The organism is Mesorhizobium sp. ISC15 (assembly GCF_037162615.1).
In the GTDB taxonomy this organism is placed as follows: domain Bacteria; phylum Pseudomonadota; class Alphaproteobacteria; order Rhizobiales; family Rhizobiaceae; genus Mesorhizobium; species Mesorhizobium mediterraneum.
In genome coordinates this window covers 2,427,042-2,449,345 of sequence record NZ_JAVSPX010000001.1, presented here as the reverse complement: position 1 = coordinate 2,449,345, position 22,304 = coordinate 2,427,042, and the positions used below count along the sequence as shown (strand labels likewise).

Sequence of the window (22,304 nt, the reverse complement as noted above, 5' to 3'; positions counted from 1 at the left end):
AATCCTCCCTTGTTCCGCCGGCGTTGTCCGCCGCGGATTGGGGCAAAATTTCGCCTGTTCACGCTTGCAACACAACCCCATATGTGAAAATACTATTCACAAAAGAAGATTGACGGGAGGATCGATCATGCAATTCGCTGGTCCGCGGCGCGCCCGGACGGATGATCCGTGCTTCCAACGGATGCTGCCATGACTGGTTTCGCCCCGACCGTGGGGGTGGCCTCGACACACCCCGCAGACATGCCGAAGGAACACGCCGATCTCCCCGTCTGGAACGCGGAGAACTGGTTCTATGAAGACTGGCCTGTCGGCCAGAAAATCCGCTCGCTGCGCAGGACCATGGCCGAGGGCGACAGCCACCTCTTCAACGCGCTGGTGCTCGATATCCACCCTTACGTGCAGGACCAGATGTTCGCCGAAACGGAAGGCATTTTCGGCAAGCGCCTGCTCGCCGGCGCCTTCGTGTTCTCGGCCGGGCTCGGCCTCGTCGCCACCAATTGCGTCAACGCCTTCTCCTATGGCTACGACAAACTGCGCTTCATCAAGCCGGTGTTCATCGGCGACACGATCTATTCGATCCGCTCCAACCTCGACAAGAAACCCAAATACAAAGAGATGGGTCTGATCCGCGCCAGCTATGAAGTCTTCAAGGGTGAAGGAGAGCTCGTACTTTATTGCGAGCACCTGCAGACGGTGAAATACCGCAATCCGGCCGATTTCGCCGGCAAGACAGAGAAATAGGCGATGGCCGCCGCCGCCGAATTGCCGCTGACCGGCCTAGTCGTCGTCGACATGAGCCAGTTCCTGTCCGGGCCTTACTGCTCGCTGCGACTGCTCGATCTCGGCGCCCGTGTCATCAAGATCGAGCGGCCGGATGGCGGTGACCTGTCGCGCCGGCTTTATCTCAGCGACACCGAGATCGGTGGCGATTCCACCATCTTCCATGCCATCAACCGGGCCAAGGAAAGTCTTGCCATCGACCTCAAGGACGCGGCCGACCTTGCGGCGCTACGCGGCCTGCTGGCCAAGGCCGACGTGCTGATCCAGAATTTTCGGCCAGGTGTCATTGAGCGCCTGGGCCTCGACTTTGAGGCGGTGCGCAAGATCAACCCGCGCCTAGTCTATGCGTCGATCAGCGGCTATGGCGAGGAAGGTCCCTGGGTCAAGCGGCCCGGACAGGATCTGCTGGCGCAGGCACGCTCGGGCGTGATGTGGCTCAACGGCGACGAGGACCAGGGACCGGTGCCTTTCGGCCTGGCAATTGCCGACATGCTGGCGGGCTCCGCCGCCGCGCAAGGAATTCTTGCCGCACTGGTGCGGCGCGGCGTGACCGGCACGGGCAGCCATGTCGAGACCAGCCTGCTCGAAGCGCTGGTCGACTTCCAGTTCGAGGTGCTGACCACGCATCTCAATGACGGGCGCCGCCTGCCGCGGCGATCGGCCTTCCGCAGCGCCCATGCCTATCTATCGGCGCCTTACGGCGTCTATCCGGCCAAGGACGGTTATCTGGCGATCGCCATGACGCCGATCCCGAAGCTGGCCGATCTTCTGGGGCTCGAAGAGCTTGCGCCCTACCGCGACCAGCCGTCGACATGGTTCACCGCCCGCGACGAGATCAAGGCGATCATCGCGCAAAAAATCGCGACGAAGACGGTCGACGAGTGGCTTGCCATCCTCGAGCCTGCCGACATCTGGTGCGCCAGGGTGCTGACCTGGCCGGAGATGATGGCCAGCGAAGGCTTCCAGGTTCTCGACATGCTGCAGACGGTGACGCGCGAGGATGACGTCTCGATCCTCACCACGCGCTCGCCGCTCCGGGTCGATGGTGTGCGTGCGAAGGTCGAGCGCGCCGCGCCACGCATCGGCGAGCACAGCGCAAAGATCCGCAAGGAGTTCGGGCTGTGAGCGACGTGAGGCTCAAAGGCATGACCTGGAGCCATCCGCGCGGCTACGACCCGATGGTCGCCTGTTCGGCACTGTGGAAGCAGCGGACTGGCGTTACTATCGAATGGGACAAGCGCTCGCTGCAGGATTTCGAATCCTTCTCGGTCGAGGAACTGGCCCGTGCCTATGATTTGATCGTCATCGATCATCCGCATGTCGGCCAGATCACCGCCGAGAATTGCCTGGCGCTGCTCGACGTCGCGGGCCGCGAAGCGGAACGTGCGACGCTGGCGGCGGGCAGCGTCGGCCGGTCCTATCCGAGCTACAACTGGCAAGGCCGGCAGTGGGCGTTTCCGATCGATACGGCGAGCCAGGTGCAAGCGTGGCGGCCTGATATGCTTTCCGCTCAGCCGGCGAGCTGGAGCGAAATGCTCGATCTGGCGCGGCAAGGCCACATGCTGTTGCCGCTCAGGCCGCCGCATTCGCTGATGGTGTTCTACACGCTTGCCGGCAATCTCGGCCGGCCCGCCGTCGAGGAGCCTGGCGCTCACGTAAACGCTGATGTGGGCAGCCGCGTTTTCGAGATGATGCGCGAGATCGCGGCTCTCGTAGACCCGGCCTGCCTCGGCATGGACCCGATCGACGTCCTGGAGGAAATGGCCAGGTCCGGCTCGCGGATCGCCTGCGCGCCGCTGATCTATGGCTATGTCTCCTATGCCATTGCCGGATTCCGGACCAACCGCCTTGCCTTCGCGGACATCCCGGCTGCGGGCAATGCCGGTCCGGTCGGCTCGGCGCTCGGCGGCACCGGCATCGCCGTGTCGGCCTTTTCGAAGGCCAAGCAGGCGGCCATCGACTTCGCTTACTGGATCGCCAGCGGTGACGTGCAGCGCGGCCCCTATGCTTTGGCCGGCGGCCAGCCTGGCCACGCCGCAGCCTGGGACGATGCCGCCGTCAATGCAGCCGCCGGCAATTTCTACAAGGATACGCGCGCCACACTCGAAGGCGCCTGGGTCAGGCCACGCCACGATGGCTACATGGCCTTCCAGCAGGCGGCGTCCGATCGCATCAATCTCGGCCTGACCGAAAAGCACGATGCCGGCCGCGTCGTCGCCGATCTTAATCGCCTGTTTCTGGAGAGTTTCCCGGCACGGGTGTCCGGCACTGCCGGTGGAGGAGCCTGAAACAACGAATGGAGGAGACTATGAACAGCCTGATCCGCGGCCTTATGGCTGCGACCGCCCTTGCATCGATCACGACAATTGCCTGCGCCCAGGACGTTTCGGGCGTGATCGCTGGACTGCCAACTGAACTGAAGGCGCAATATGACGGCGCGCCGCAGAAGATCCTGCCATCGGCGTGGGACAATTTCACGCCGCCGGCGAAGCCGTGGAAATGGTGCCACTCGGAATCCTACCAGGGCAATCCGTGGCGGGTCACCGTCACCAAGGAGTTGAAGCGGCTTGTCGACGGACTGATCGCCGACGGCACGGTGGCGAGCTTCGAAGTGTCGGACTCCAACAACGATGCCAGCCAGCAGATCAACCAGATCCGCGCCTTCATCGATAAGAAATGTTCGATCATCACCTCGATCCCCGGCTCGGCGACGGCGCTGGATGATGCCATCGATGCCGCCGCCAAAGCCGGCATTCCCTTCATCACGGCGGCTGGGTCGGTGACCAGCCCGAATGCCATCAATGTCGATTCCAACTATGCCCGCTGGGGCTACGACATGATGACGGCGATCGGCAAGGAAATGCCGGACGGCGGCAGCATACTTCTGGTCGAAGGCATCGCAGGTCATCCGATCGTCGTGCAGGAGCGTCAGGGCGCCGACAAGGCGCTGGCCGAGAACCCCAAGCTCAAGGTCTCGCGCAGCGTCAACGGCAACTGGACGGCCAACGTCACCAAGACGACGGTATTGCAGGCGATCGCCACCAATCCGGCGCCGATCGATGCGGTGTGGACGACGGGCAGCGAAAGCCGCGTCGTCGCCGAGGCCTTTGCCGAGGCCGGCCGCCCTGCCCCGCTCATCACCGGCTCGATCACCGGCGACGCGCTCGGCTACTGGAAAGCGAATCCGGACAAATATCGCTTCGAAGGCCATGCGGTTCTGCCGCACTGGACCGCCGAGACATTGTTCCGCATTGGGGCGCGTATGCTCGACGGGCAAAAGCCGAAGCTCAACACGCTGCTGATCCCGATTCCGCCGGTCCACAACGCCGACCTGGGCACCTGGTACAAGGACTGTATGACGGCGGACGCAGTCTCGATCTTCCCGGTTCCGCCGGAGGATCCGATGCCGGAAGAATGGCTCGATGCCTATTTCGCCAATCCCGCGCCGACCAAGGGCTGGGATTATTCGAAGGTGCCGGACGCCTGCGCCAAGTAAGCTCACGAACGCCGGCTCCGCTCAGGCAGAGCCGGCTTTTCCCTATCAGGAATCCCTCATGCTGGAAGTCCAGGGTGTCTCGAAACGCTATGGCGAAACGGTCGCTCTCGCGAATGCCTCCATCGCGTTCCGCGCCGGCACGATCCACACCATCCTGGGCGAGAACGGTTCGGGCAAGAGCACCCTGGTCAAGCTGCTGTCGGGAATTGTCCAGCCGGACAGCGGCACGATCCTGCTCAATGGGTCGCCCTTTGCCGGCTTCGGACCGGCGGCGTTCCAGGCCGCCGGTTTCGCCACCGTGTTCCAGGAAGTGCTGATCGCACCTGACCGTTCAGTGACGGACAACATCCTGCTCGGCCTCGATGGCTTACTGACGCGCACCGTGCCGCGCGCCGAGCGGCACCAGCGCGCGCAAGCGGTGCTGAAACAATTCGCGGTTACCGAGATCCCGCTCGACCAGTTGGCCGGGCAATTGCCGCTGGCCGTTCAGCAGCTTGTGGTGCTTGCCCGCGCCGTGGTTCGCAACCCGCGCATTCTCATTCTCGACGAGGTGACGGCGGCGCTCGACTTCGCCGACCGCGAGGCGGTTTTCGCCATGATGCGCAAGCTTGCCTCCGAAGGTTGCCTGATCCTGTTCATCACCCATCGCATGGACGAGGTGATGACGCTTTCCGATCGGATTTCCGTCCTGCGCGGCGGCAGCGTGGTGACGACCGAGGAACGCGGCACGTCCACCGCCTCCGAGCTTCTCAAGGCGATGGCGCCACGCACGGCGGCGGAGCTGGCGCATGGCTGATCGCGCTACCCTTTCGGTGCGCAGCCTGGTGATCGCGCCGGGCGCAAGCCCCGTGACACAAGCCATTGCGCCGGGCGAGATTGTCGGTCTTGCCGGCCTCGACGGCCATGGACAAGAGCGGTTCCTGAAAGTGCTGGCCGGGCTGGAACGGCCGGCCGCCGGCGATGTGACCATCGAAGCCCGCGCGATCACCAGCTTCCGCAAGGCGGTCGCCAGCGGCATCGCCTATTTGCCGCGCGACCGGCGCGCTACCGGCATCTTTCCGACCCAATCGGTGCTCGACAATTTTGCCGTCTCGACACTGTCGCGTGACATGCGTTTCGGCCTGCTCAGCTTCGCCGCACGGCGGCGGCGCTACGAGAGTTACCGGGACAAGCTCTCCATCGTCGCGCCGCGGCCGGATGCCTCGATCACCACGCTGTCCGGCGGCAACCAGCAGAAAGTGCTGCTGGCTAGGGCACTGGCGCTGGAGCCGGCGATCCTGCTGCTCAACGACCCGACGCGCGGTGTCGACGTGGCGACGCGCCATGTCCTCTACGATGTCTTCCGGGGACTGGTGGCGGACGGCATGGCTCTGGTCATCCTGTCGAGCGAGATCGAAGAGATCCTCCTGCTTTGCCATCGCGTGCTGGTTTTCCGCGAACAGCGGGTGGCGGCTGAAATCACCGGAGACGAGATGAAAAGCGATACGGTGATCGCCGCCATGTTCGGACGCGCGGCATGAGCGGGTTTCGGCGCATGGCGGAGCGATGGCGCGGCGCGGGTTTTGCGACGGTGCTGCTGGTCATCCTTATCGCGGTCAATCTGCTGCTCAATCCGTCACGCTTCCATCCTTCCGCCTGGGGCGCGCTGATCGGGCTCGCCGCACCGTTGATCGGCGCAGCACTTGCCTCGGCTCCGGTGATCCTGGCCGGGCGTGGCGGCATCGACATTTCCGTCGGGCCGCTGATGGGCTTCGTCAATGCGACCGTCATCCAGCTGCTGTTTCTCAAGCTCGGCATATCTTCGCCGCTGGTCATCGTGCCGGCAGCGCTTTTGATCGGCGCGATCGTCGGCGCGGCCAACGGCTTTCTGGCGACCGTCGTTCGCATCCAGCCGATCGTCGCGACGCTTGGCACCTATCTGATCCTGACCGGGATGACGCTGACCATCCTGCCGGCGCCGATCGGCCCGGCGCCAGTCTGGCTGAAGGCGATGGCCGGCCCGTGGTCGGCACTGCCGCTGGCGCTGATCTTCCTGTTCTGGTGGCTGGTGCGGCAGACCCCCTACTACGACCAGCTGATGGCGGTGGGCAGCGATGACCGCGCCGCTTACACGGCCGGCGTTCCGGTCACCAAAGTCCGTTTCATCGCCTATGTCATGACCGGCATTCTCGCCGCCTGCGCGGGCTTGATGCTGACGGCGCTGATCGGTTCGGCCGATCCCAACATCGGACCAACCTACACGCTGATCGCGATCGCGGCGGTGGCGCTCGGCGGCGTCAGCCTTGCCGGCGGGCGCGGCGGTCTTCTGGGCGCCGCGATTGGCGCCATCGATATCTTCCTGCTGCAGAGCGTGCTGACCGCCTTCAACGTCTCCACCTATGTGCTGCAGATCGCCTATGGCGTCATTCTGGTTGTAGCGGTCATCATGACGGCGCTGCAGGAACGGCTCTCCGGACGGAAAGGCTGAGAAGCATGAGCCAGACCTGGTTTCAGTCCACCAATGCCCGCGTCGCAGGCGCCTTTGCGGTCGCTGCCGCCTTGCAGATTGTCGGCACGCTGCTCATCCCGGGCTATTCCGCGCCGTTCGCCATCCGCGCGCTGCTGGTCATCGCTTCGCTGCTGGCGGTGGCATCGATCGGCCAGACCCTCGTCGTCATTCTAGGCGGCATCGACCTGTCGATCCCCTTCATTATCGGCTTCGCAAATGTCGTTGCGGCACAGCTCTACGGCGCCGGCTGGAATTTTGCCCTTGTCTGCGTGATCGTTGGCGTGCTCGCCGTGCTGATCGGGGCGCTGAACGGCCTGATCTCGCGCGGGCTCGACATCCACCCGCTGATCGTCACGCTTGGCGTTGGCATGATCGTGCAAGGCGCCGTGCTGTTGTGGACCGGCGGCTTTCCATCCGGATCGGCGCCTGCAGCTGTTTCCGCCTTCGTCTCGATCGGCGGTTCGGTCGGACCGCTGCCGGTGCCGGCGCTGGTGCCCTGCGTCGCGGTGCTGACCTTGCTGGTGGCGCTGGTGCTGGCGCGCACGGCCTACGGCCGCCGCCTTTACGCGCTTGGCAGCAACCCCGGTGCAGCCCCGCTGGCGCTGATCGATCCGGTCCGCATGTGGACGGTGACCTACGCGGCAAGCGCTTTCTTTGCTGCCGCGGCTGGCGTGCTGCTGCTCGGCTTCACCGGTTCGGCCTATGGCGATGTCGGCCAGCCCTATCTGTTCCAGACGATCGCGGCGGTCGTGGTCGGCGGCGCGGCCCTTGTCGGCGGCCGCGGCAATTATTTCGGCACCATCGCCGGCGTGCTGGTGCTGACGGAGATCAACACGCTGCTGATCGGCCTTGGCTTCCGGCCCTCAACCGTGCAGGCTGCACTTGGTCTGGTCATCGTGCTGCTGGTTTCGCTTTACGGTCGCGAGCGGCACGTATCGGCGACAATCTGAGGCAGAGCCCGCTAACTCTTCTTACAAACTCCACAGCCGCTTCGTGTTGGCGGAGAGCAGCTTTTGCCGTTCCTCGGCGCTTGCGCCGCCAAGCAGCGCATGCGTCGCTGCAACCCAGGTCGCCAGCCCGCCGCCAAGCGTGCAGACCGGCCAGTCGCTGCCCCACACGACGCGGTCCCAGCCGAAGCATTTGATGGTGTGCTCGACATAGGGGCGCAGGGTATCGACGGTCCATGAACCGGCATCCGCATAGGCGACCACGCCGGAGATCTTGCCGACGACGTTCGGACGCCGCGCGATCTCCGTCATATGCTCGCGCCACGGGTGCTCACCATCCCCTTTGATGTCGGGCACGCCGCAATGGTCGAGCACGAACTGCACATCCGGCGCGAGATCGGCGAGTGCGATCGCTCTTGGGATTTGATGCGGCAGAACGACGAGATCGAAGGTCAGGCCGGTGCCGGCAAGCCGCTTGATGTTCTCGCGAAACAGCGCGGCCTCCGAAAGCTCATCCGGCATGACGTGGAGGATACGGCGAAAACCCTTGACGAAGGGATTGGCGCGCTGGCGCTCGAGATAAGCGGCAAAGCCAGGCTCTTCCGGTCGGCAGGAGGCGATTGCCCCGCGCAGCAGACTAGCCCTCTGTTGTGACAGCGCTTTCACATGACCGGTCTCGGCCTCGATGTCGGCGGGATCGACATCGACCTCCATATGCAACGCACCCTCTATGCCGGCACGGCGAGCCTGGACTGCATATTCGTCGTGGGAAAAATCGCGGTTGAGCGCCGGCACGCCGGAGAGCCAGGGATAGCGCAGCACCGACTGGTCGATCAGGTGCAGATGGGTATCGAAGATCATGACGGCGCGCTCCTCCTCTGGCGTTCCAGGATCATCTCACGGAGAAATTCTTCATTCAAATAAGAATTCACTTCGAGTTGACGGCCGACCCCGCCAGTTGCGAGAGTTTTTCGCTCGCCGCCCGCAGCAATTCGATTGTCCGGGTTATGTCCGGCGCCTTGGGGGCATTGACCAGCGTTATATAAGGGATCGACAGCGCCGCGATTGCCCTGCCGTCAGAGCCAAGAACGGGTGCCGTCAGATTGAACACGCCGGCGGTCTGCAGCGACGCCATCATCTCATAGCCGCGCTCGCGGACTTGGTCGAGGCGGGCAAAGAACTCCGGTGACTGAGGCGGCCTGTCGGTGCTGCGCAGATATTCGGAGATCATCATCTGCCGCTCTTCCGGCGAGCGGAAGGCCAACAGCACATGTCCGGAGCCGGTGTCGAACAGGCTGATATGGGAGCCGACGCGGATCGAGATGCCCCAGTAGTCAGGAGCCTCCTGCTGCGCGATCACCACGGCGGAACCACGGTCGAAGACGACAAGCTGGTTTGCCTGCTGCGAGGTTTCGGCAAGCTCGCGCATCAGCGGCGTCGCGTAGGAAACCAGCCGTCGCACCGGCGCGTGCAACTGCGCCAGGCCAAACAGCTTGAGCGTCAGCGAATAACGATCGCCGTCGGGCCGCGTGACGTAGCCCCGTCGCACCAGCCGGTCCAGCATGCGGTAGAACTCGTTGGGGCTGCGGTCGAGCTTCTTGGCGATTTCCGCTTGCGTCAAGCCACCGTCGACGCCGGCCAGAAGCTCGAGAATGTCGAGCCCCTTGTCCAGCGCCGGGGCACGATATCGGTCATCGTCCTCGTCCTCCGCCATAATCGCTCCCCAGTGAATTTCGGCTTTCATATACGCACAATGGCCCGCATCCGGAAAGAACTTTCAACTTGACGACTACATAAATGTTTTGTTTGTATATGAATGAAGCGCTGCAGATCGGATCGATACGAGTTCGCCGACGCAGGCCGTTGGGAGGAACCAAATGACCAGATTGTTTTACGGCCTGTCGGCCGGCGTGGCGCTGCTTGCGCTTGGCGCGGGCGCTGCTTTTGCTGCCGAACTGCCCGGCAAGTTCGACGGCGTCACCATCGACGCCAAGCTGATTGGCGGCCAGCAATATGAAGGGCTCTACGCGCGCATCGGCGAATGGGAAAAGCTGACCGGCGCCAAGGTCAACGTGATCTCGAAGAAGAACCACTTCGAACTCGACAAGGAAATCAAGTCGGACATCGCGTCCGGCAGCATCAACTGGTGCGTCGGCTCGAACCATTCGTCCTTCGCGCCGCAATATCCTGACATCTACACCGATCTCAACGCGCTGCTGCCCAAGGAGGAAGTCGCCGCCTTCGTGCCGTCGACGATCAAGGCCTCGACGCTCGACGGAAAGCTGGCGATGCTGCCGCGTGCGCAGTTCGACGTCTCCGCGCTCTACTACCAGAAAAGCCTTTATCAGGACGAGGCCAAGAAGGCCGCCTACAAGGCCAAGTATGGCGCGGAACTGGTGCCGCCCGACACCTGGGACGAAGTCGCCCAGCAGGCGGAATTCTTCGCCAGCCCGCCGGATTTCTACGGCACCCAGTTCGCTGGCAAGGAAGAGGCGATCAACGGCCGCTTCTACGAGATGCTCATCGCCGAGGGGGGCGAGTATCTCGACAAGGACGGCAAGCCCGCCTTCAACTCGGAGGCCGGCGTGCAGGCGCTCGACTGGTTCGTCAATCTCTACAAGGCCAAGGCGGTGCCGGCCGGCACCACCAATTATCTCTGGGACGATCTTGGCCAGGGCTTTGCCTCGGGCACCGTCGCCATCAATCTCGACTGGCCGGGCTGGGCAGGGTTCTTCAACGATCCGAAGTCGTCGAAGGTTGCCGGCAATGTCGGGGTGAAGGTGGCGCCGAAAGGCTCGGCCGGTATTCGCACCGGCTGGTCGGGACATCACGGGTTTTCGGTCACCGAAAACTGTGCCAGCAAGGAAGCCGCGGCATCGCTGGTATGGTTCCTGACCAACGAGGACAGTCAGAAGCTTGAAGCAGCAAGCGGACCACTGCCGACCCGCACGGCGGTGTGGGACTGGGACATCCAGCAAGCGGCCGGCGATCCTTACAAGACGGAAGTGCTGGCGGCTTTCCAGGAACAAGCGAAACACGCATTCGCCGTACCGCAGACACCTGAATGGATCGAAATTTCCAACGCCGTCTATCCCGAGTTGCAGGCGGCCATCCTCGGCGACAAGACCTCCAAGCAGGCGCTGGACGACGCTGCCGCCAAGGCCACCCAGATCCTCGAAGACGCTGGCAAACTTTGACATCTTTCCACGGGGCGCTGCGCTCATCGAAGAGCGGCGCCCCGACTTTTTTTGAACCATGCACAACACGCTTTGTCTTGATCCCAGCTCGCCGATGGCGGCCTTCGGCATCCGGGCATTAACCAGAACCGGATCGACATGAAAGGCCGGAGACCCTCACCGCCATTGCTGCTCCTGCTGCCGGCGGTCATCGTGCTGGCGGCGGTGGTGGTCTTGCCGCTGCTGCTTTCGCTCTACTCCAGCTTCACGCCGTTCCGGCTGACCAAGCCGGAGACACTCTGGGTCTTCATCGGCGCGCGCAACTATGTCAACATCCTGAGCAACGGGGATTTCTGGATTGCCTTCGCCCGCACCGTGGTGCTGCTGACGGTCGCGCTCAACCTGGAAATGCTGATCGGGCTGGGGCTGGCGCTGCTGGTGGAGAAGGCGTCGCGCGGACAACGTATCCTGCGCACCATCATGATGTTTCCGATGATGTTTTCGCCGATCCTGGTCGGCTTCCAGTTCAAATTCATGTTCAACGACAATATCGGCCTGGTGAACAACGCCCTGCAGGCGCTCGGCCTGACCGACCGCGCCATCCCGTGGCTGATCGACGGCAACCTCGCCTTCATCGCCATCCTCACCGCCGAGATCTGGTCGTCGACTTCGGTGTTCGCGATCCTGATCCTTGCCGGGTTGCTGGCGATGCCGCGCGAGCCGGTCGAGGCGGCCCGCGTCGATGGCTGCACGCCATGGCAGACATTCCGCTATGTCACCTGGCCGTTCATCATGCCGTTTGCCTTCATCGCCATGACCATCCGCTCGCTCGACGTGGCGCGCGCCTATGACATCGTCAAGATCATGACCGACGGCGGTCCCGCCGGCCGCACCGAGCTCGTCTGGACGCTCGTCGCTCGCACCGCCTACAGCGACGCCAGGATGGGCATGGCCAACGCCATGGCCTATTTCTCGATCCTGCTTTCGATCCTGTTCACCGTCTATTTCTACCGCAAGCTTGCCGCGGCGCGCACGCAGATCGCGGCGGAGTGGTGAGCATGGACCAGAACAGCCTGCATCGCGTCCGCAACAAGGCGCTCGGCATAGCTCATGGCATCGGGCTGTTCCTGGCCATGCTGGTCATCTGCCTGCCCGGCATCTGGATCGTGCTGTCATCGCTGCGGCCGACCGTCGAGATCATGGCCAAGCCGCCGGTGTGGATCCCGCAGGAACTCTCACTCGATGCCTACGTCGCCATGTTCAGCGGCGTCGGCAAGGGCGGCATCCCGGTGCTCGACTATTTCCGCAATTCGCTGATCATCTCGGTGACCTCGACGGTGATCGCGATCGCCATCGGCATGGCCGGCGGCTATGCCTTTGCCCGTTACCGCTTCCGTGCCAAGTCGGCAATGTTCCTCGGCCTGATGCTGACACGCACGGTGCCCGGCATCGCGCTGTCGCTGCCGCTGTTCTTCGTCTTTGCACGGCTCGGCATAATCGACACGCATTTCGGCCTGGTCCTGGTCTATGTAGCACTCAACGTGCCCTTCACCATCTGGCTGATCGACGGTTTTTTCCGCCAGGTTCCGAAAGACCTCGCCGAGGCGGCGCAGATCGACGGCTGCACGCGCTGGCAGGCCTTCTGGCAGGTCGAGTTTCCGCTTGCCGGGCCTGGCATCGCCTCAGCCGGCATCTTTGCCTTCCTCACCTCGTGGAACGAGTTCGCGCTGGCCTCGCAGCTGACGCGCTCGATCAACTCCAAGACGCTGCCGGTCGGCCTGCTCGACTATACGGCCGAGTTCACCATCGACTGGCGCGGCATGTGCGCCCTGGCCGTGGTCATGATCATACCGGCGCTCACGCTTACTTTCATCGTCCAGAAACACCTCGTCGGCGGTCTCACCTCCGGCGCGGTGAAAGGCTGACATGGCAACCGTATCCCTGAAGAAACTCACCAAAAGCTACGGCCCGGTGGCCGTGGTGCACGGCATCGATCTCGAGGTCGCCGACCGCGAGTTCATCGCGCTGGTCGGTCCGTCCGGCTGCGGCAAGTCGACAACCCTACGCATGATCGCCGGCCTCGAGGACATCAGCGACGGGGTCATCGAGATCGGCGGCCGCATGGTCAACGACCTGCCGCCGCGCTCGCGCAACATCTCGATGGTGTTCCAGTCCTATGCGCTCTATCCGCACATGACGGTGCGCGAAAATCTCGGCTTCTCGCTGAAGATCGCTGGGGCGGCAAAAGAGGAAATGGACCGCCGCGTCGCCGAGGCATCAGGCATTCTTGGTCTCGACCAACTGCTCGACCGCCGGCCGTCGCAGCTGTCGGGCGGACAGCGCCAGCGCGTCGCCATGGGCCGCGCCATCGTGCGCGATCCCGACGTCTTCCTGTTCGACGAGCCGCTTTCCAATCTCGATGCCAAGCTTCGGACGCAGATGCGCACCGAGATCAAGAAGCTTCACGCCAAGGTCAAGTCGACGGTCATCTATGTCACCCATGACCAGGTCGAAGCGATGACGCTCGCCGACCGCATCGTCATCATGCGCGACGGCTTCATCGAGCAGGTCGGCACGCCAGACGAGGTGTTTCGCCGGCCGCAGACGCGCTTCGTTGCCGGCTTTATCGGCTCGCCGCCGATGAATCTGCACGAGGCGTCGATCGACGACGGACAATTGCTGTTCGCCAGCGGCGAGAGGCTGCCTCTGCCCAGCCAGTTCAAACCCAATGTCAAAACCGGCGACAAGGTGGTGTTCGGCTTGAGGCCCGATGATATCTATCCAACAGGACACGGCATCAGCTCCGGCGAAGATACCGATGTGCACCAGCTGGAACTGCCGGTGACCGTCACCGAGCCGCTCGGCAACGAGACGTTGGTGTTCGCCGAATTCAACGGCAGCGACTGGGTATCGCGCATGCTCAATCCAAAACGGCTGAAGGCTGGCGACCGGGTGAAAATGAGCCTGGACCTGTCGCAGGCCCATCTGTTTTCTGCCGATACCGGCAAGACATTGCGAGGTTGACGTCATGGCCAAGATCGAGAAAGTCGAACTGCGCATGGTCGACCTGGTGCCGAAGGTCAAGCGCACCGATGCGATCCAGAGTTTCGTCAGCCAGGAAACGCCGATCGTCACAATCACCGACGCCGACGGTGCGGTCGGCACCGGCTACAGCTACACGATCGGCACCGGCGGCTCGTCGGTGATGCGGCTCCTGGCCGATCACCTTGCGCCGCGGCTGATCGGCCGCGACGCCGACATGATCGAGGCGATCTGGCACGAGCTCGAATTCGCCACCCACGCCACGACGATCGGCGCCATAACGGCAATCGCGCTGGCGGCTATCGATACCGCGCTTTGGGACCTGCGGGCGAAGAAACAGGGGCTACCGCTGTGGAAACTCGCCGGCGGCGCCAAGGACCGCTGCCCGCTCTACACGACCGAAGGCGGCTGGCTGCATATCGAGACCGAGGCGCTGGTCGAGGACGCGCTGGCCGCCAAGGCCAAAGGTTTTCGCGGTTCGAAGGTCAAGATCGGCAAGCCGCACGGCTCCGAGGATCTCGCCCGGCTGACGGCGGTGCGCCAGGCGGTCGGCGATGCCTACGAGATCATGACCGACTGCAATCAGGGCTTTTCGGTCGACGAGGCGATCCGCCGGGCCGAGCGGCTGCGCGACCTCGACCTCGCCTGGATCGAGGAGCCGCTGCCGGCCGACGACATAGACGGCCATGTGCGGCTGTCCAATGCCACGTCGACGCCGATCGCCATCGGCGAGTCGCTCTATTCGATCCGCCATTTCCGCGAATATATGCAAAAAGGCGGCTGTTCGATCGTGCAGGTCGATGTCGGCCGCATCGGCGGCATCACGCCCTGGCTGAAGGTGGCGCATGCGGCCGAGGCGTTCGACATCCCGGTCTGCCCGCATTTCCTGATGGAACTGCATGTCAGCCTGACCTGCGCCATTCAGAACGGCCGATATGTCGAGTATATTCCCCAGCTTGACGACCTGACCGGCAAGAAAATGCGCATCGAGAACGGGCACGCACTGGCGCCGGACGAGCCCGGCATCGGCATCGACTGGGATTGGGACGCGGTCAAAGCGAAGAGCATCGCGGAATTCACGACCGACATAACGAAATAGGGAGCCGGACATGCAGCGGATGGGAATGGTGCTCGGCCTCAAGCCGGAAAAGGTCGCCGAGTATGTGCAGCTTCACGCTGCCGTCTGGCCTGACGTGCTGGCCATGATTTCCGCCTGCAACATCAAGAATTATTCGATCTATCTCAAGGAGCCGGAGCACCTTTTGTTCAGCACCTTCGAATACCACGGCACCGACTATGCCGCCGACATGGCGAAAATGGCCGCCGATCCCACGACGCAGGAATGGTGGGCGCTGTGCATGCCTTGCCAGGAGCCGCTGCCGACGCGTGGGGAAGGCGAATGGTGGGCATCGATGGACGAAGTCTTCCATCATGACTGATGACGTCTTCGATCCTGCCTCGCTCTCCCAGTCCTGGGCGCAGCCATCGAAGCCGAGGCCGATCGTGATTTTCGGCGCCGGCTCGATCGTCGGCGATGCGCATTTTCCGGCCTATGGGAAAGCCGGCTTTCCGGTCGCCGGGGTTTTCGATCCCGACCGCGCCAAGGCAGAAAAGCTCGCCGCAAAATGGGGCGTCACCGCTTACCGGTCGGTCGAGGAAGCCGCGGCGATCAAGGACGTCGTCTTCGATCTGGCGACGCCGCCGGCTCATCATGCCGGCGTGCTCAGGGCGTTGCCTGACGGTGCGGTAGCGCTGATCCAGAAGCCGATGGGCAGCGATCTCACCGAGGCGAGCGAGATCCTCGAAATCTGCCGCTCCAAAAACCTGAAGGCCGCGATGAATTTCCAGCTCCGCTTCGCGCCGATGATGCTGGCGCTGAAGGATGCGATCGCCAAGGGCTGGCTGGGCGACGTGGTCGATTTCGACGCCTGGCTGGCGCTTGCCACACCTTGGCAACTCTGGGAGTTTCTGCTGAAGGCGCCGCGCGTCGAGATCGCCATGCATTCGATCCATTATCTCGACTTGATCCGGCAATTGCTCGGCGATCCCAAGGGGGTTCACGCCAAGACGCTCGGCTATCCCAACCACAAGGTCGCGCAAACGCGCACCAGCGCGATCCTCGACTATGGCGATACCGTGCGCTGTGCCCTGTCGATCAATCACGACCACAAATTTGGCCGAAAACACCAGGCCTGCGAGTTCCGCATCTGCGGAACCGAGGGCGCCGCTTATCTCAAACTCGGACTCAATCTCGACTATCCGCGCGGCGAGCCTGACATCCTTGAAATCTATCCGAAGGGCGGCTCCGACTGGGTCACGGTGCCGCTCGTCGGCGAATGGTTTCCGGACGCCTTTGTCGGCCGCATGGCCAATGTTCAGCGCTACGCATCAGGCGAGGACGCCGAGCTTGTCAGTTCCGTCGAGGACGGCTGGAACACCATGGCGCTGGTCGAAGCCGCCTACCAATCGAGCGCGGCGCCGGCAACACCGATCGCGGAGAGGCCCTGATATGGAGCAGACGATCTATTTCGAGGACTACCAGATCGGCTCGTCGCGCATGACCAGCGGACGCACCATCACCGAGACCGACTTTGTCGTCCATGCCGGCCATACCGGCGATTTCTTCCCTCACCACATGGACGCCGAGTTCATGAAGACGACGCCGTTCGGCCAGCGCATCGCCCATGGCACGCTGGTCTTCTCGGTCGGGGTCGGGCTGACGGCAAGCGTCATCAACCCGGTCGCCTTCTCCTACGGCTATGACAGGTTGCGCTTCATCAAGCCGGTGTTCATCGGCGATACGATCAAGACCCGCACCACCATCTCGGCCAAAGAAGACGACCCGAAACGACCGGATTCGGGCCGGATCATCGAGCGCTGCGAGGTGATCAACCAGCATGGCGATGTGGTCCTGGCGGCCGACCACATCTACATCGTCGAGCGCCGCGACAAGCCCAAGCGGGGCTAAGCTATTTGCAGCCGCGAGGAGTCATATCCGGTTGACCGGATAGACCGGCTTGCCGCCGCGCAGGACCGATGCGACATCGGCAAACACCTTGTTGCGGACCTCGGCGTAGGACTGGGTCGAGTAGTGCGCCGCGTGTGGACTGACCAGGACGGTGTCCAGCGCCAGCAGCGGATTGTCGGGCGAAGGCGGCTCGTGCTCGAATGTGTCGATGCCGGCGCCTGCCAAATGGCGACGCCGGATCAAATCCGCCAACGCGACCTCGTCGACCAGGCCGCCACGGGACACGTTGATGAGCATCGCCCCTTGCTTCATGCGCGACAGGGCATCAGCCGACATGATGTTTCTGGTTTCCGGTGTCGCTGGAACGTGCAGCGAGACAATGTCGGCCCTGGCGAGCAGCTCATCGAAACCGACCGGTTCAGCACCGCCGGCCGTAATGCGCTCTGCCGGCATGTATGGGTCGTAGGCGATGATATGGTAGCCGAAGGCCCGTGCCCGCTCGGCGGTCAGACGTCCGATCTGGCCGAAGCCGATCAGGCCAAGGATCTGCCTGTCCGGCCGCGTGATGCCGGCGCCGTCGGTCATTGCGGCCCAGCGGCCGGCGCGGACTGCGCTGTCGAACTGTTTCAGCCTGCGCGTCAGGGCCAGGATCAGCGCCATCGCATGTGTGCTGACCTCCACCAGGTTGGCGTCCGGCACATAGGTTACCTGAACACCGGCACGGCTGGCGGCCTCGATATCGATCGAGTCGAGCCCTACGCCGAACCGTCCGACAACCTTGAGGTGCTTCAGTTCGGCCAGCACGCGAGCCGTGATCGGCTCCCGTAATATCATCAATGCATCGGCGTCACGGCACTGCTCGATCAGGGCATCCTCTGTGAGAAGCGTCTTTTCGATAAACTCGGCGTTCAAGCCGTCGAGATAGCGCAGCTGCTCTGCCTCGACTGACAACACGCCGTCGGTCTTGATTATCTTCATGCCAATCTCTTGCTATCAGGCGCTGCGCGCAGAGGCCGCACCGGCGGCAAGGCCGGCGCCAAGAAACATCGTGTCGCTGGCCAGCATGTAGAAGCTGATGCCGTGCTTCGACCATTTGCCGATATCGTCTGCCGAGGGGCGAAAGATGCCGACGGCCTTGCGAGCCGCGCGCGCCGCAGCCGCGATCCTGACAATCGCGGCATTGAGCTTGTCCTGACCGGCCGGCCCCATGGCGTCGATCGAGACCGACAGGTCGCCGGGGCCAATGAAGATCACGTCGACACCGTCGACCTGGACAATGTCGTCGATGTTGGCGAGGCCTTCGGCCGTCTCGACCTGGATCGCGACCGTCAGGACATCGTTGGCCGACTGGAGGTAGTCCGGAATCCTGTACCCATAACCGGCGGCCCGGCCCGGACCGACGCCGCGTGCGCCGACAGGCGGGTAACGGCAGGCCATGACCGCCATGCGCGCTTGCTCGGCCGTGGAGACGCGCGGCACCAGGACGCCTGACGCACCGGCGTCGAGCGCGGCCGCGATCCACTCCGGCGTGTGGCCGGGCACACGCACCATCGCGGGAACCTTGTGAACGTCGGCGGCGCGGATCAGATCTTCAAGCCGCTCGCGACCGATCTGCGAGTGCTCCCAGTCGATGCACAGGAAATCGACCCCGCTTGCAGCCGCCACTTCGACCGCCACCGGATGCGGGATGGCGCAGAAGGTACCGATGAGGCGATCGAGAGAGACACATTTTTTCCGAAAGTCGTACATGAAATCTCCAGAGATTTTTGGCATCGGCGAAAAACAGTTCGCGGTTACTTGGCGGTGATCCGCGGCAAAGGATGCACCGCTTCCGTCGACATCGGAAAGTGCAGGCTGCCGCCTGAAAACGGCGGGAAGGTCTTGTAGTCGGCGCGCATCTCCAGCCGCGCCGGCGATTGCAGTGCGTGCGTCAGCGCTGCTGGACTGTCGAACATGACCCGATTGCGCTGCATATGGTCGACCCGCAGCCAGGGCAGCGAGCCGCACCAATCCAGCCGCGACAGAACCTCGATGTGGCGAATGCCGGGGAAGCCCCGCATCAATTGCGGATGATGCGTCACATAGTGGTAGAGCCAGGCATTCATGTCTTCGGCCGGCCCGGGATAGTGGACAAGATAGCTGCAGGGCAGTCCAGACGTCCTGACGCCAGCTTCATCGACGGGGAACGGACGCACGCACATAGCCTGCTGCGTCGGCCTCGAACCGGCGATGCTCGACAGCACTGCCGGTGCGGTGAGCGCCTGCAGATGGCCGGACGGCGCGAGCGCCGCCTCCATGTCCGCCAGCTCGTCGAAATAGAGCTGGAAGCCAAAGACCGGCGGTGGCCCATCCTTGTTGAACATGTCCGTCGCCACTTCGGGCAGATAGATGTTTGCAAGCGCTAGACCCGGCGTTGTCGCGATCACACGCCGCACAGCGTCGACGTCTTCATCGGCGATGGCCGGGTTTGCCTGACGGTCATCGTGGAAGAAAGCAAGATAGGCAAAGCGCATGCAGACACCTGCTGGATCGAGTTCGGCTAGATCAAATTCGGAAGGAAGAGAGCGATCTGCGGGAAGAGGACAATCAGCAGGATCAGCAGGAGCGTCAGCGCGATGTAGGGCGCCGCGGACATGGCCACCGTTTTGAGCGATGTGCCTTTTGGCGCAACGCCGATCATGATGAACAGCAGCAGACCAAACGGCGGCGTGGTGAAGCCGACTTCGTAGGCGAGTAGCAGGATCAGCCCGAACCACACAGGATCGTACCCGAATTGCTGGGCGATCGGCAGGAAGATCGGCAGCGTGATCAGCATCATCGAGACCTGATCCATGAACATGCCGAGCAGCAGGATGACGAGCACCATCATGAGCAGCATGGAATACGGCCCAAGATCGTAGCCCACGATGAACTGGATAAAGCCGTTCGACGCGCCGGAGAAGGCGAATATCTGCGAGAACGTCGTCGAAGCCGAGATGATCAGGAAGGTCATGCCCGTGACCTTCATCGCATCGTCCAGCGACTTCCAGACAACCGACCAGCTGAACCTTCGGTAGACAAACAACAACGCGAAGACGGCGGCGCATCCGAGCCCTGCCGACTCCGTCGGCGTCGCTATTCCAAGGATGATCGTGCCGACCACCATGAACACGATGACGCTCATCGGAATGATGTTGACGGCAACCGCCCTCACCTTCTCGGCCGCAGGAACGGCGGGCACCGGATAGTGCGGAGCGGCGTCAGGGTCGATCTTCGTCTGTGCGAAGATCAGCATCGCGTACATGACGACGAGAAGCAGTCCGGGCAGAGCACCTGCTATGAGCAGCGCGCCAACGTCAATCTGGGCCAGCGAGCCGAGCAAGACAGCCAGCGAGGATGGCGGGATGATGACAGCAAGGCTTCCGGCTCCAAGCACCGGCCCGTAGGCCATGTGCGGCTTGTAGCCCCGCTTCAGCATCTCGGGCACCATGAGTGAGCCCATCATGCCGGTATTGGCGAGGCTCGACCCTGACAGCGCAGAAAAGATCGTGCCGGCGGCGAGCACGACGTAGGCAAGACGTCCTCGCAGATTGCCGATGCACAGGTCGAGCGCGTAGATGACTTTCTCGCCGAGACCGGAGCGGAAGAACAGGCTGCCCATGACAAGGAACATCGGCAGTGGCGCAAGCGCATAGGTCGAGACGGCGTCGGAGAAGTTGGCGACCATCTGCGTCACGCCGATCGAACCGCCAAAGAACAGGTACAGCCCGATCACATTGCTGACGAAGAACGCGAAGGCGACCGGCAGCCCAAGGCCCATCAACACAAGGATGGTGCCAACGAGCACGGCGAATGGAAACAGCCAGGCCACCGGTCAGAGCCCTTCCATTTCCAGAGGATCGAGCGTGTACAGCGTGTCATGGCCCAGCAGATATCTGAGCCATTCCAGCGCCGAGAGGTAGAAGGCGAGTGTGATGGGCAGAAAGACCAGCCATTTCGGCATGTCGAAGCTGCGCGTCTCATATTCGCCGCCCGACACGGCGCCTATCAGGGAAGAGAGTGCGACGCTGCCAAGGTAGAGGCAGACGCCGATGCAGGCGAGATAGACCAGCTTTTCAAGCACAGCCCGGGCCCGTGCAGGCAGAGCCTTGCGCAGGAACTCGACGAAGACATGGCCCTTGCTGTGGACCAGCCAGGGCATCGGCAGAAATGCCGCGTAGAGCAGACCATATTCCGTCGCAGACACCGCCCAGGCAAGCGGTCTCAGGCCCAGATTGCGGACGCATACATCGGCGACCACCGCGACAATGATGAGGCCAAGCACCACCTTTGCCGCCGCCGCCAGTGCAAGGCTCAGCTTCCCGATCGCTGCAAACAACTTGTCCATTCCTGACGGCCCTCATGCCCACCTTGATAAAGGGCGCACGAAGGCGCCCTCCTATCGGACTATTGAAAGAATTTCTTCAACTGCATGATGTTGCTGGGATCGCGTTTGGTCATTCTTGCCCAGCTCGCCTGCGTGGCAGCCGCCAGGAATTTGTCGCGGCCAGCGCCCGTCAGGCTGATCACCTTCTGCCCGCCGTCGATCATCGCCTGTGCCTGCTTTTCAGACTCGGCAAGATTGGCGTCGTAGCTCTCTCGCTCGTATTCGACGGCCGTGTCGGCAAGCAGCTTCTGCGCCTCGGGCGACAGCGCATCCCATTTCGCCTTGTTGATCGAGACCAGCACATCGGTTTTGAAGAATTGCGGGTCGACGCGGTATTTGGTGAACTTGTCCCAGCCGAACGATGAATAGCCAAACACGGTATAGGCGTTGGCATTGACGACGCCGCGCTCAAGCGAGGTGTAGACGTCTCCCGGCGCTTGCACGATGACGGTTGCGCCCAGGGATTCGAGGAAATCACGATAGAGCGGCGACGAACGTATCTTCAAGCTGCTCCAGTCGATGCTGCCTTCATCATTGAGCTTTGGCTCGTCGATGGTGAAGATGTTGAAGCCCGAGCCCGCGTCGACGTGGGCCAGCAGATGGGCATTGGCCTTCTTCTCGAAAATTCCGCTGATGAAATCCCAGCCGCCATTCTCGCGAACCTCCCAGGGCGTCTTCGTCGATGCAGAGAAAACCTCGCCTTCGGGAACGAGTTCCAGGAACTGACCTGCCGGCGTGTCGATCACGTCGATCAGGCCGCTCTTGAGCGCCGCACCCTGCTGAATCGACGGAACGACCTCCGGCCCGCCACGCACATTGATCTGAACCACGCCCTTGCCCTTTTCGTTCACCTTCTGAACGAATTTTAGGAAACTCTGTGCGTAGCCGTTCTGCGCAGGCGTAAAATGCACGGCATTGAGGACAACTTCTTCGGCCGTGGCGAGACCCGCCACACCCGACATGAGTGCAGCCAGAACAAGGGACTTCCAAATGCGCATTGCC

General features: G+C 62.9%; 24 protein-coding genes. 16 read left to right on the top strand and 8 right to left on the bottom strand.

The features are described 5' to 3' along the window. Positions 1-189 precede the first annotated feature (189 nt). Genes RPG13_RS11835 through RPG13_RS11800 form a run of 8 tightly spaced genes read left to right on the top strand, consistent with a single transcriptional unit; the run spans position 190 to position 7,714 of the window. On the top strand, positions 190-741 hold the full coding sequence (locus RPG13_RS11835) for a MaoC family dehydratase (RefSeq protein WP_337125072.1): 552 nt from the start codon (positions 190-192) through the stop codon (positions 739-741). Between the two features lie 3 nt (positions 742-744). After that, a complete protein-coding gene (locus tag RPG13_RS11830; protein WP_127289493.1) occupies positions 745-1,905 on the top strand; it encodes a CaiB/BaiF CoA transferase family protein in 1,161 nt (386 codons plus the stop codon). Beyond that, complete coding sequence (locus tag RPG13_RS11825) at positions 1,902-3,068, top strand: extracellular solute-binding protein (RefSeq protein WP_337125071.1); 1,167 nt, start codon at positions 1,902-1,904, stop codon at positions 3,066-3,068. Before RPG13_RS11830 ends, RPG13_RS11825 begins: the two co-directional genes overlap by 4 nt. 20 nt (positions 3,069-3,088) lie before the next feature. Beyond that, entirely contained in the window at positions 3,089-4,276 is a 1,188-nt protein-coding gene (locus tag RPG13_RS11820) for an ABC transporter substrate-binding protein (protein ID WP_292219395.1), read from the top strand. A 58-nt stretch (positions 4,277-4,334) separates the two neighbouring features. Beyond that, positions 4,335-5,072 carry an ATP-binding cassette domain-containing protein gene (locus RPG13_RS11815; RefSeq protein WP_095484000.1) on the top strand — a complete coding sequence of 246 codons (738 nt, stop codon included), beginning with the start codon at positions 4,335-4,337 and terminating at the stop codon, positions 5,070-5,072. Continuing rightward, positions 5,065-5,796, top strand: coding sequence for an ATP-binding cassette domain-containing protein (locus RPG13_RS11810; protein WP_337125070.1), 732 nt, complete (start codon positions 5,065-5,067; stop codon positions 5,794-5,796). The genes RPG13_RS11815 and RPG13_RS11810 overlap by 8 nt, the downstream gene beginning before the upstream one ends. Beyond that, positions 5,793-6,743, top strand: coding sequence for an ABC transporter permease (locus RPG13_RS11805; RefSeq protein WP_337125069.1), 951 nt, complete (start codon positions 5,793-5,795; stop codon positions 6,741-6,743). Before RPG13_RS11810 ends, RPG13_RS11805 begins: the two co-directional genes overlap by 4 nt. Positions 6,744-6,748: 5 nt before the next feature. Further along, positions 6,749-7,714, top strand: a complete 966-nt coding sequence (locus RPG13_RS11800) for an ABC transporter permease (protein ID WP_127289483.1) — start codon at positions 6,749-6,751, stop codon at positions 7,712-7,714. A gap of 21 nt (positions 7,715-7,735) precedes the next feature. Here RPG13_RS11800 and RPG13_RS11795 read toward each other — a convergent pair whose 3' ends face one another. Both RPG13_RS11795 and RPG13_RS11790 read right to left on the bottom strand, forming a co-directional pair. Beyond that, positions 7,736-8,572, bottom strand: coding sequence for an amidohydrolase family protein (locus RPG13_RS11795; RefSeq protein ID WP_292647343.1), 837 nt, complete (start codon positions 8,570-8,572; stop codon positions 7,736-7,738). A 67-nt stretch (positions 8,573-8,639) separates the two neighbouring features. Further along, the gene (locus tag RPG13_RS11790) at positions 8,640-9,425 is read right to left on the bottom strand and encodes an IclR family transcriptional regulator (RefSeq protein WP_127289479.1); all 786 of its coding nucleotides are present in this window, start codon (positions 9,423-9,425) and stop codon (positions 8,640-8,642) included. Between the two features lie 163 nt (positions 9,426-9,588). On the opposite strand from RPG13_RS11790, the gene RPG13_RS11785 reads away from it, so the two are divergent. The 8 genes from RPG13_RS11785 to RPG13_RS11750 all read left to right on the top strand — a co-directional run bounded on the left by RPG13_RS11785 (position 9,589) and on the right by RPG13_RS11750 (position 16,897). Further along, a complete protein-coding gene (locus RPG13_RS11785; protein ID WP_095483740.1) occupies positions 9,589-10,908 on the top strand; it encodes a sugar ABC transporter substrate-binding protein in 1,320 nt (439 codons plus the stop codon). Positions 10,909-11,046: 138 nt separating this feature from the next. Further along, the gene (locus tag RPG13_RS11780) at positions 11,047-11,943 is read left to right on the top strand and encodes a carbohydrate ABC transporter permease (RefSeq protein WP_126103503.1); all 897 of its coding nucleotides are present in this window, start codon (positions 11,047-11,049) and stop codon (positions 11,941-11,943) included. Between the two features lie 2 nt (positions 11,944-11,945). Continuing rightward, a complete protein-coding gene (locus RPG13_RS11775) occupies positions 11,946-12,812 on the top strand; it encodes a carbohydrate ABC transporter permease (RefSeq protein ID WP_337125068.1) in 867 nt (288 codons plus the stop codon). A 1-nt stretch (position 12,813) separates the two neighbouring features. Next, complete coding sequence (locus RPG13_RS11770) at positions 12,814-13,911, top strand: ABC transporter ATP-binding protein (protein ID WP_337125067.1); 1,098 nt, start codon at positions 12,814-12,816, stop codon at positions 13,909-13,911. Positions 13,912-13,915: 4 nt separating this feature from the next. Beyond that, the gene (locus RPG13_RS11765; RefSeq protein ID WP_337125066.1) at positions 13,916-15,028 is read left to right on the top strand and encodes a mandelate racemase/muconate lactonizing enzyme family protein; all 1,113 of its coding nucleotides are present in this window, start codon (positions 13,916-13,918) and stop codon (positions 15,026-15,028) included. Positions 15,029-15,038: 10 nt separating this feature from the next. Then, positions 15,039-15,368: an L-rhamnose mutarotase gene (locus RPG13_RS11760; RefSeq protein ID WP_337125065.1), complete on the top strand. Its 330-nt coding sequence runs from the start codon at positions 15,039-15,041 to the stop codon at positions 15,366-15,368. Further along, positions 15,361-16,437 (top strand): Gfo/Idh/MocA family protein, encoded by a 1,077-nt coding sequence (locus RPG13_RS11755; RefSeq protein WP_337125064.1) that lies wholly within the window; start codon positions 15,361-15,363, stop codon positions 16,435-16,437. The genes RPG13_RS11760 and RPG13_RS11755 overlap by 8 nt, the downstream gene beginning before the upstream one ends. A 1-nt stretch (position 16,438) precedes the next feature. Next, positions 16,439-16,897 carry a MaoC/PaaZ C-terminal domain-containing protein gene (locus tag RPG13_RS11750; RefSeq protein WP_128284236.1) on the top strand — a complete coding sequence of 153 codons (459 nt, stop codon included), beginning with the start codon at positions 16,439-16,441 and terminating at the stop codon, positions 16,895-16,897. Positions 16,898-16,918: 21 nt separating this feature from the next. Here the strand turns inward: RPG13_RS11750 and RPG13_RS11745 are convergent, their stop codons facing one another. Genes RPG13_RS11745 through dctP form a run of 6 tightly spaced genes read right to left on the bottom strand, consistent with a single transcriptional unit; the run spans position 16,919 to position 22,300 of the window. After that, positions 16,919-17,875 (bottom strand): C-terminal binding protein, encoded by a 957-nt coding sequence (locus RPG13_RS11745; RefSeq protein WP_337125063.1) that lies wholly within the window; start codon positions 17,873-17,875, stop codon positions 16,919-16,921. A 15-nt stretch (positions 17,876-17,890) separates the two neighbouring features. Beyond that, entirely contained in the window at positions 17,891-18,646 is a 756-nt protein-coding gene (locus RPG13_RS11740; protein WP_128284234.1) for an HpcH/HpaI aldolase family protein, read from the bottom strand. 44 nt (positions 18,647-18,690) lie between these two features. Further along, positions 18,691-19,410 carry a hypothetical protein gene (locus RPG13_RS11735; RefSeq protein ID WP_164897433.1) on the bottom strand — a complete coding sequence of 240 codons (720 nt, stop codon included), beginning with the start codon at positions 19,408-19,410 and terminating at the stop codon, positions 18,691-18,693. Positions 19,411-19,436: 26 nt separating this feature from the next. Beyond that, complete coding sequence (locus RPG13_RS11730) at positions 19,437-20,747, bottom strand: TRAP transporter large permease (RefSeq protein ID WP_337125062.1); 1,311 nt, start codon at positions 20,745-20,747, stop codon at positions 19,437-19,439. Between the two features lie 3 nt (positions 20,748-20,750). Then, a complete protein-coding gene (locus RPG13_RS11725) occupies positions 20,751-21,263 on the bottom strand; it encodes a TRAP transporter small permease (protein WP_095483728.1) in 513 nt (170 codons plus the stop codon). Between the two features lie 59 nt (positions 21,264-21,322). After that, positions 21,323-22,300 carry a TRAP transporter substrate-binding protein DctP gene (dctP, locus tag RPG13_RS11720; protein WP_292647369.1) on the bottom strand — a complete coding sequence of 326 codons (978 nt, stop codon included), beginning with the start codon at positions 22,298-22,300 and terminating at the stop codon, positions 21,323-21,325. Positions 22,301-22,304 lie beyond the last annotated feature (4 nt).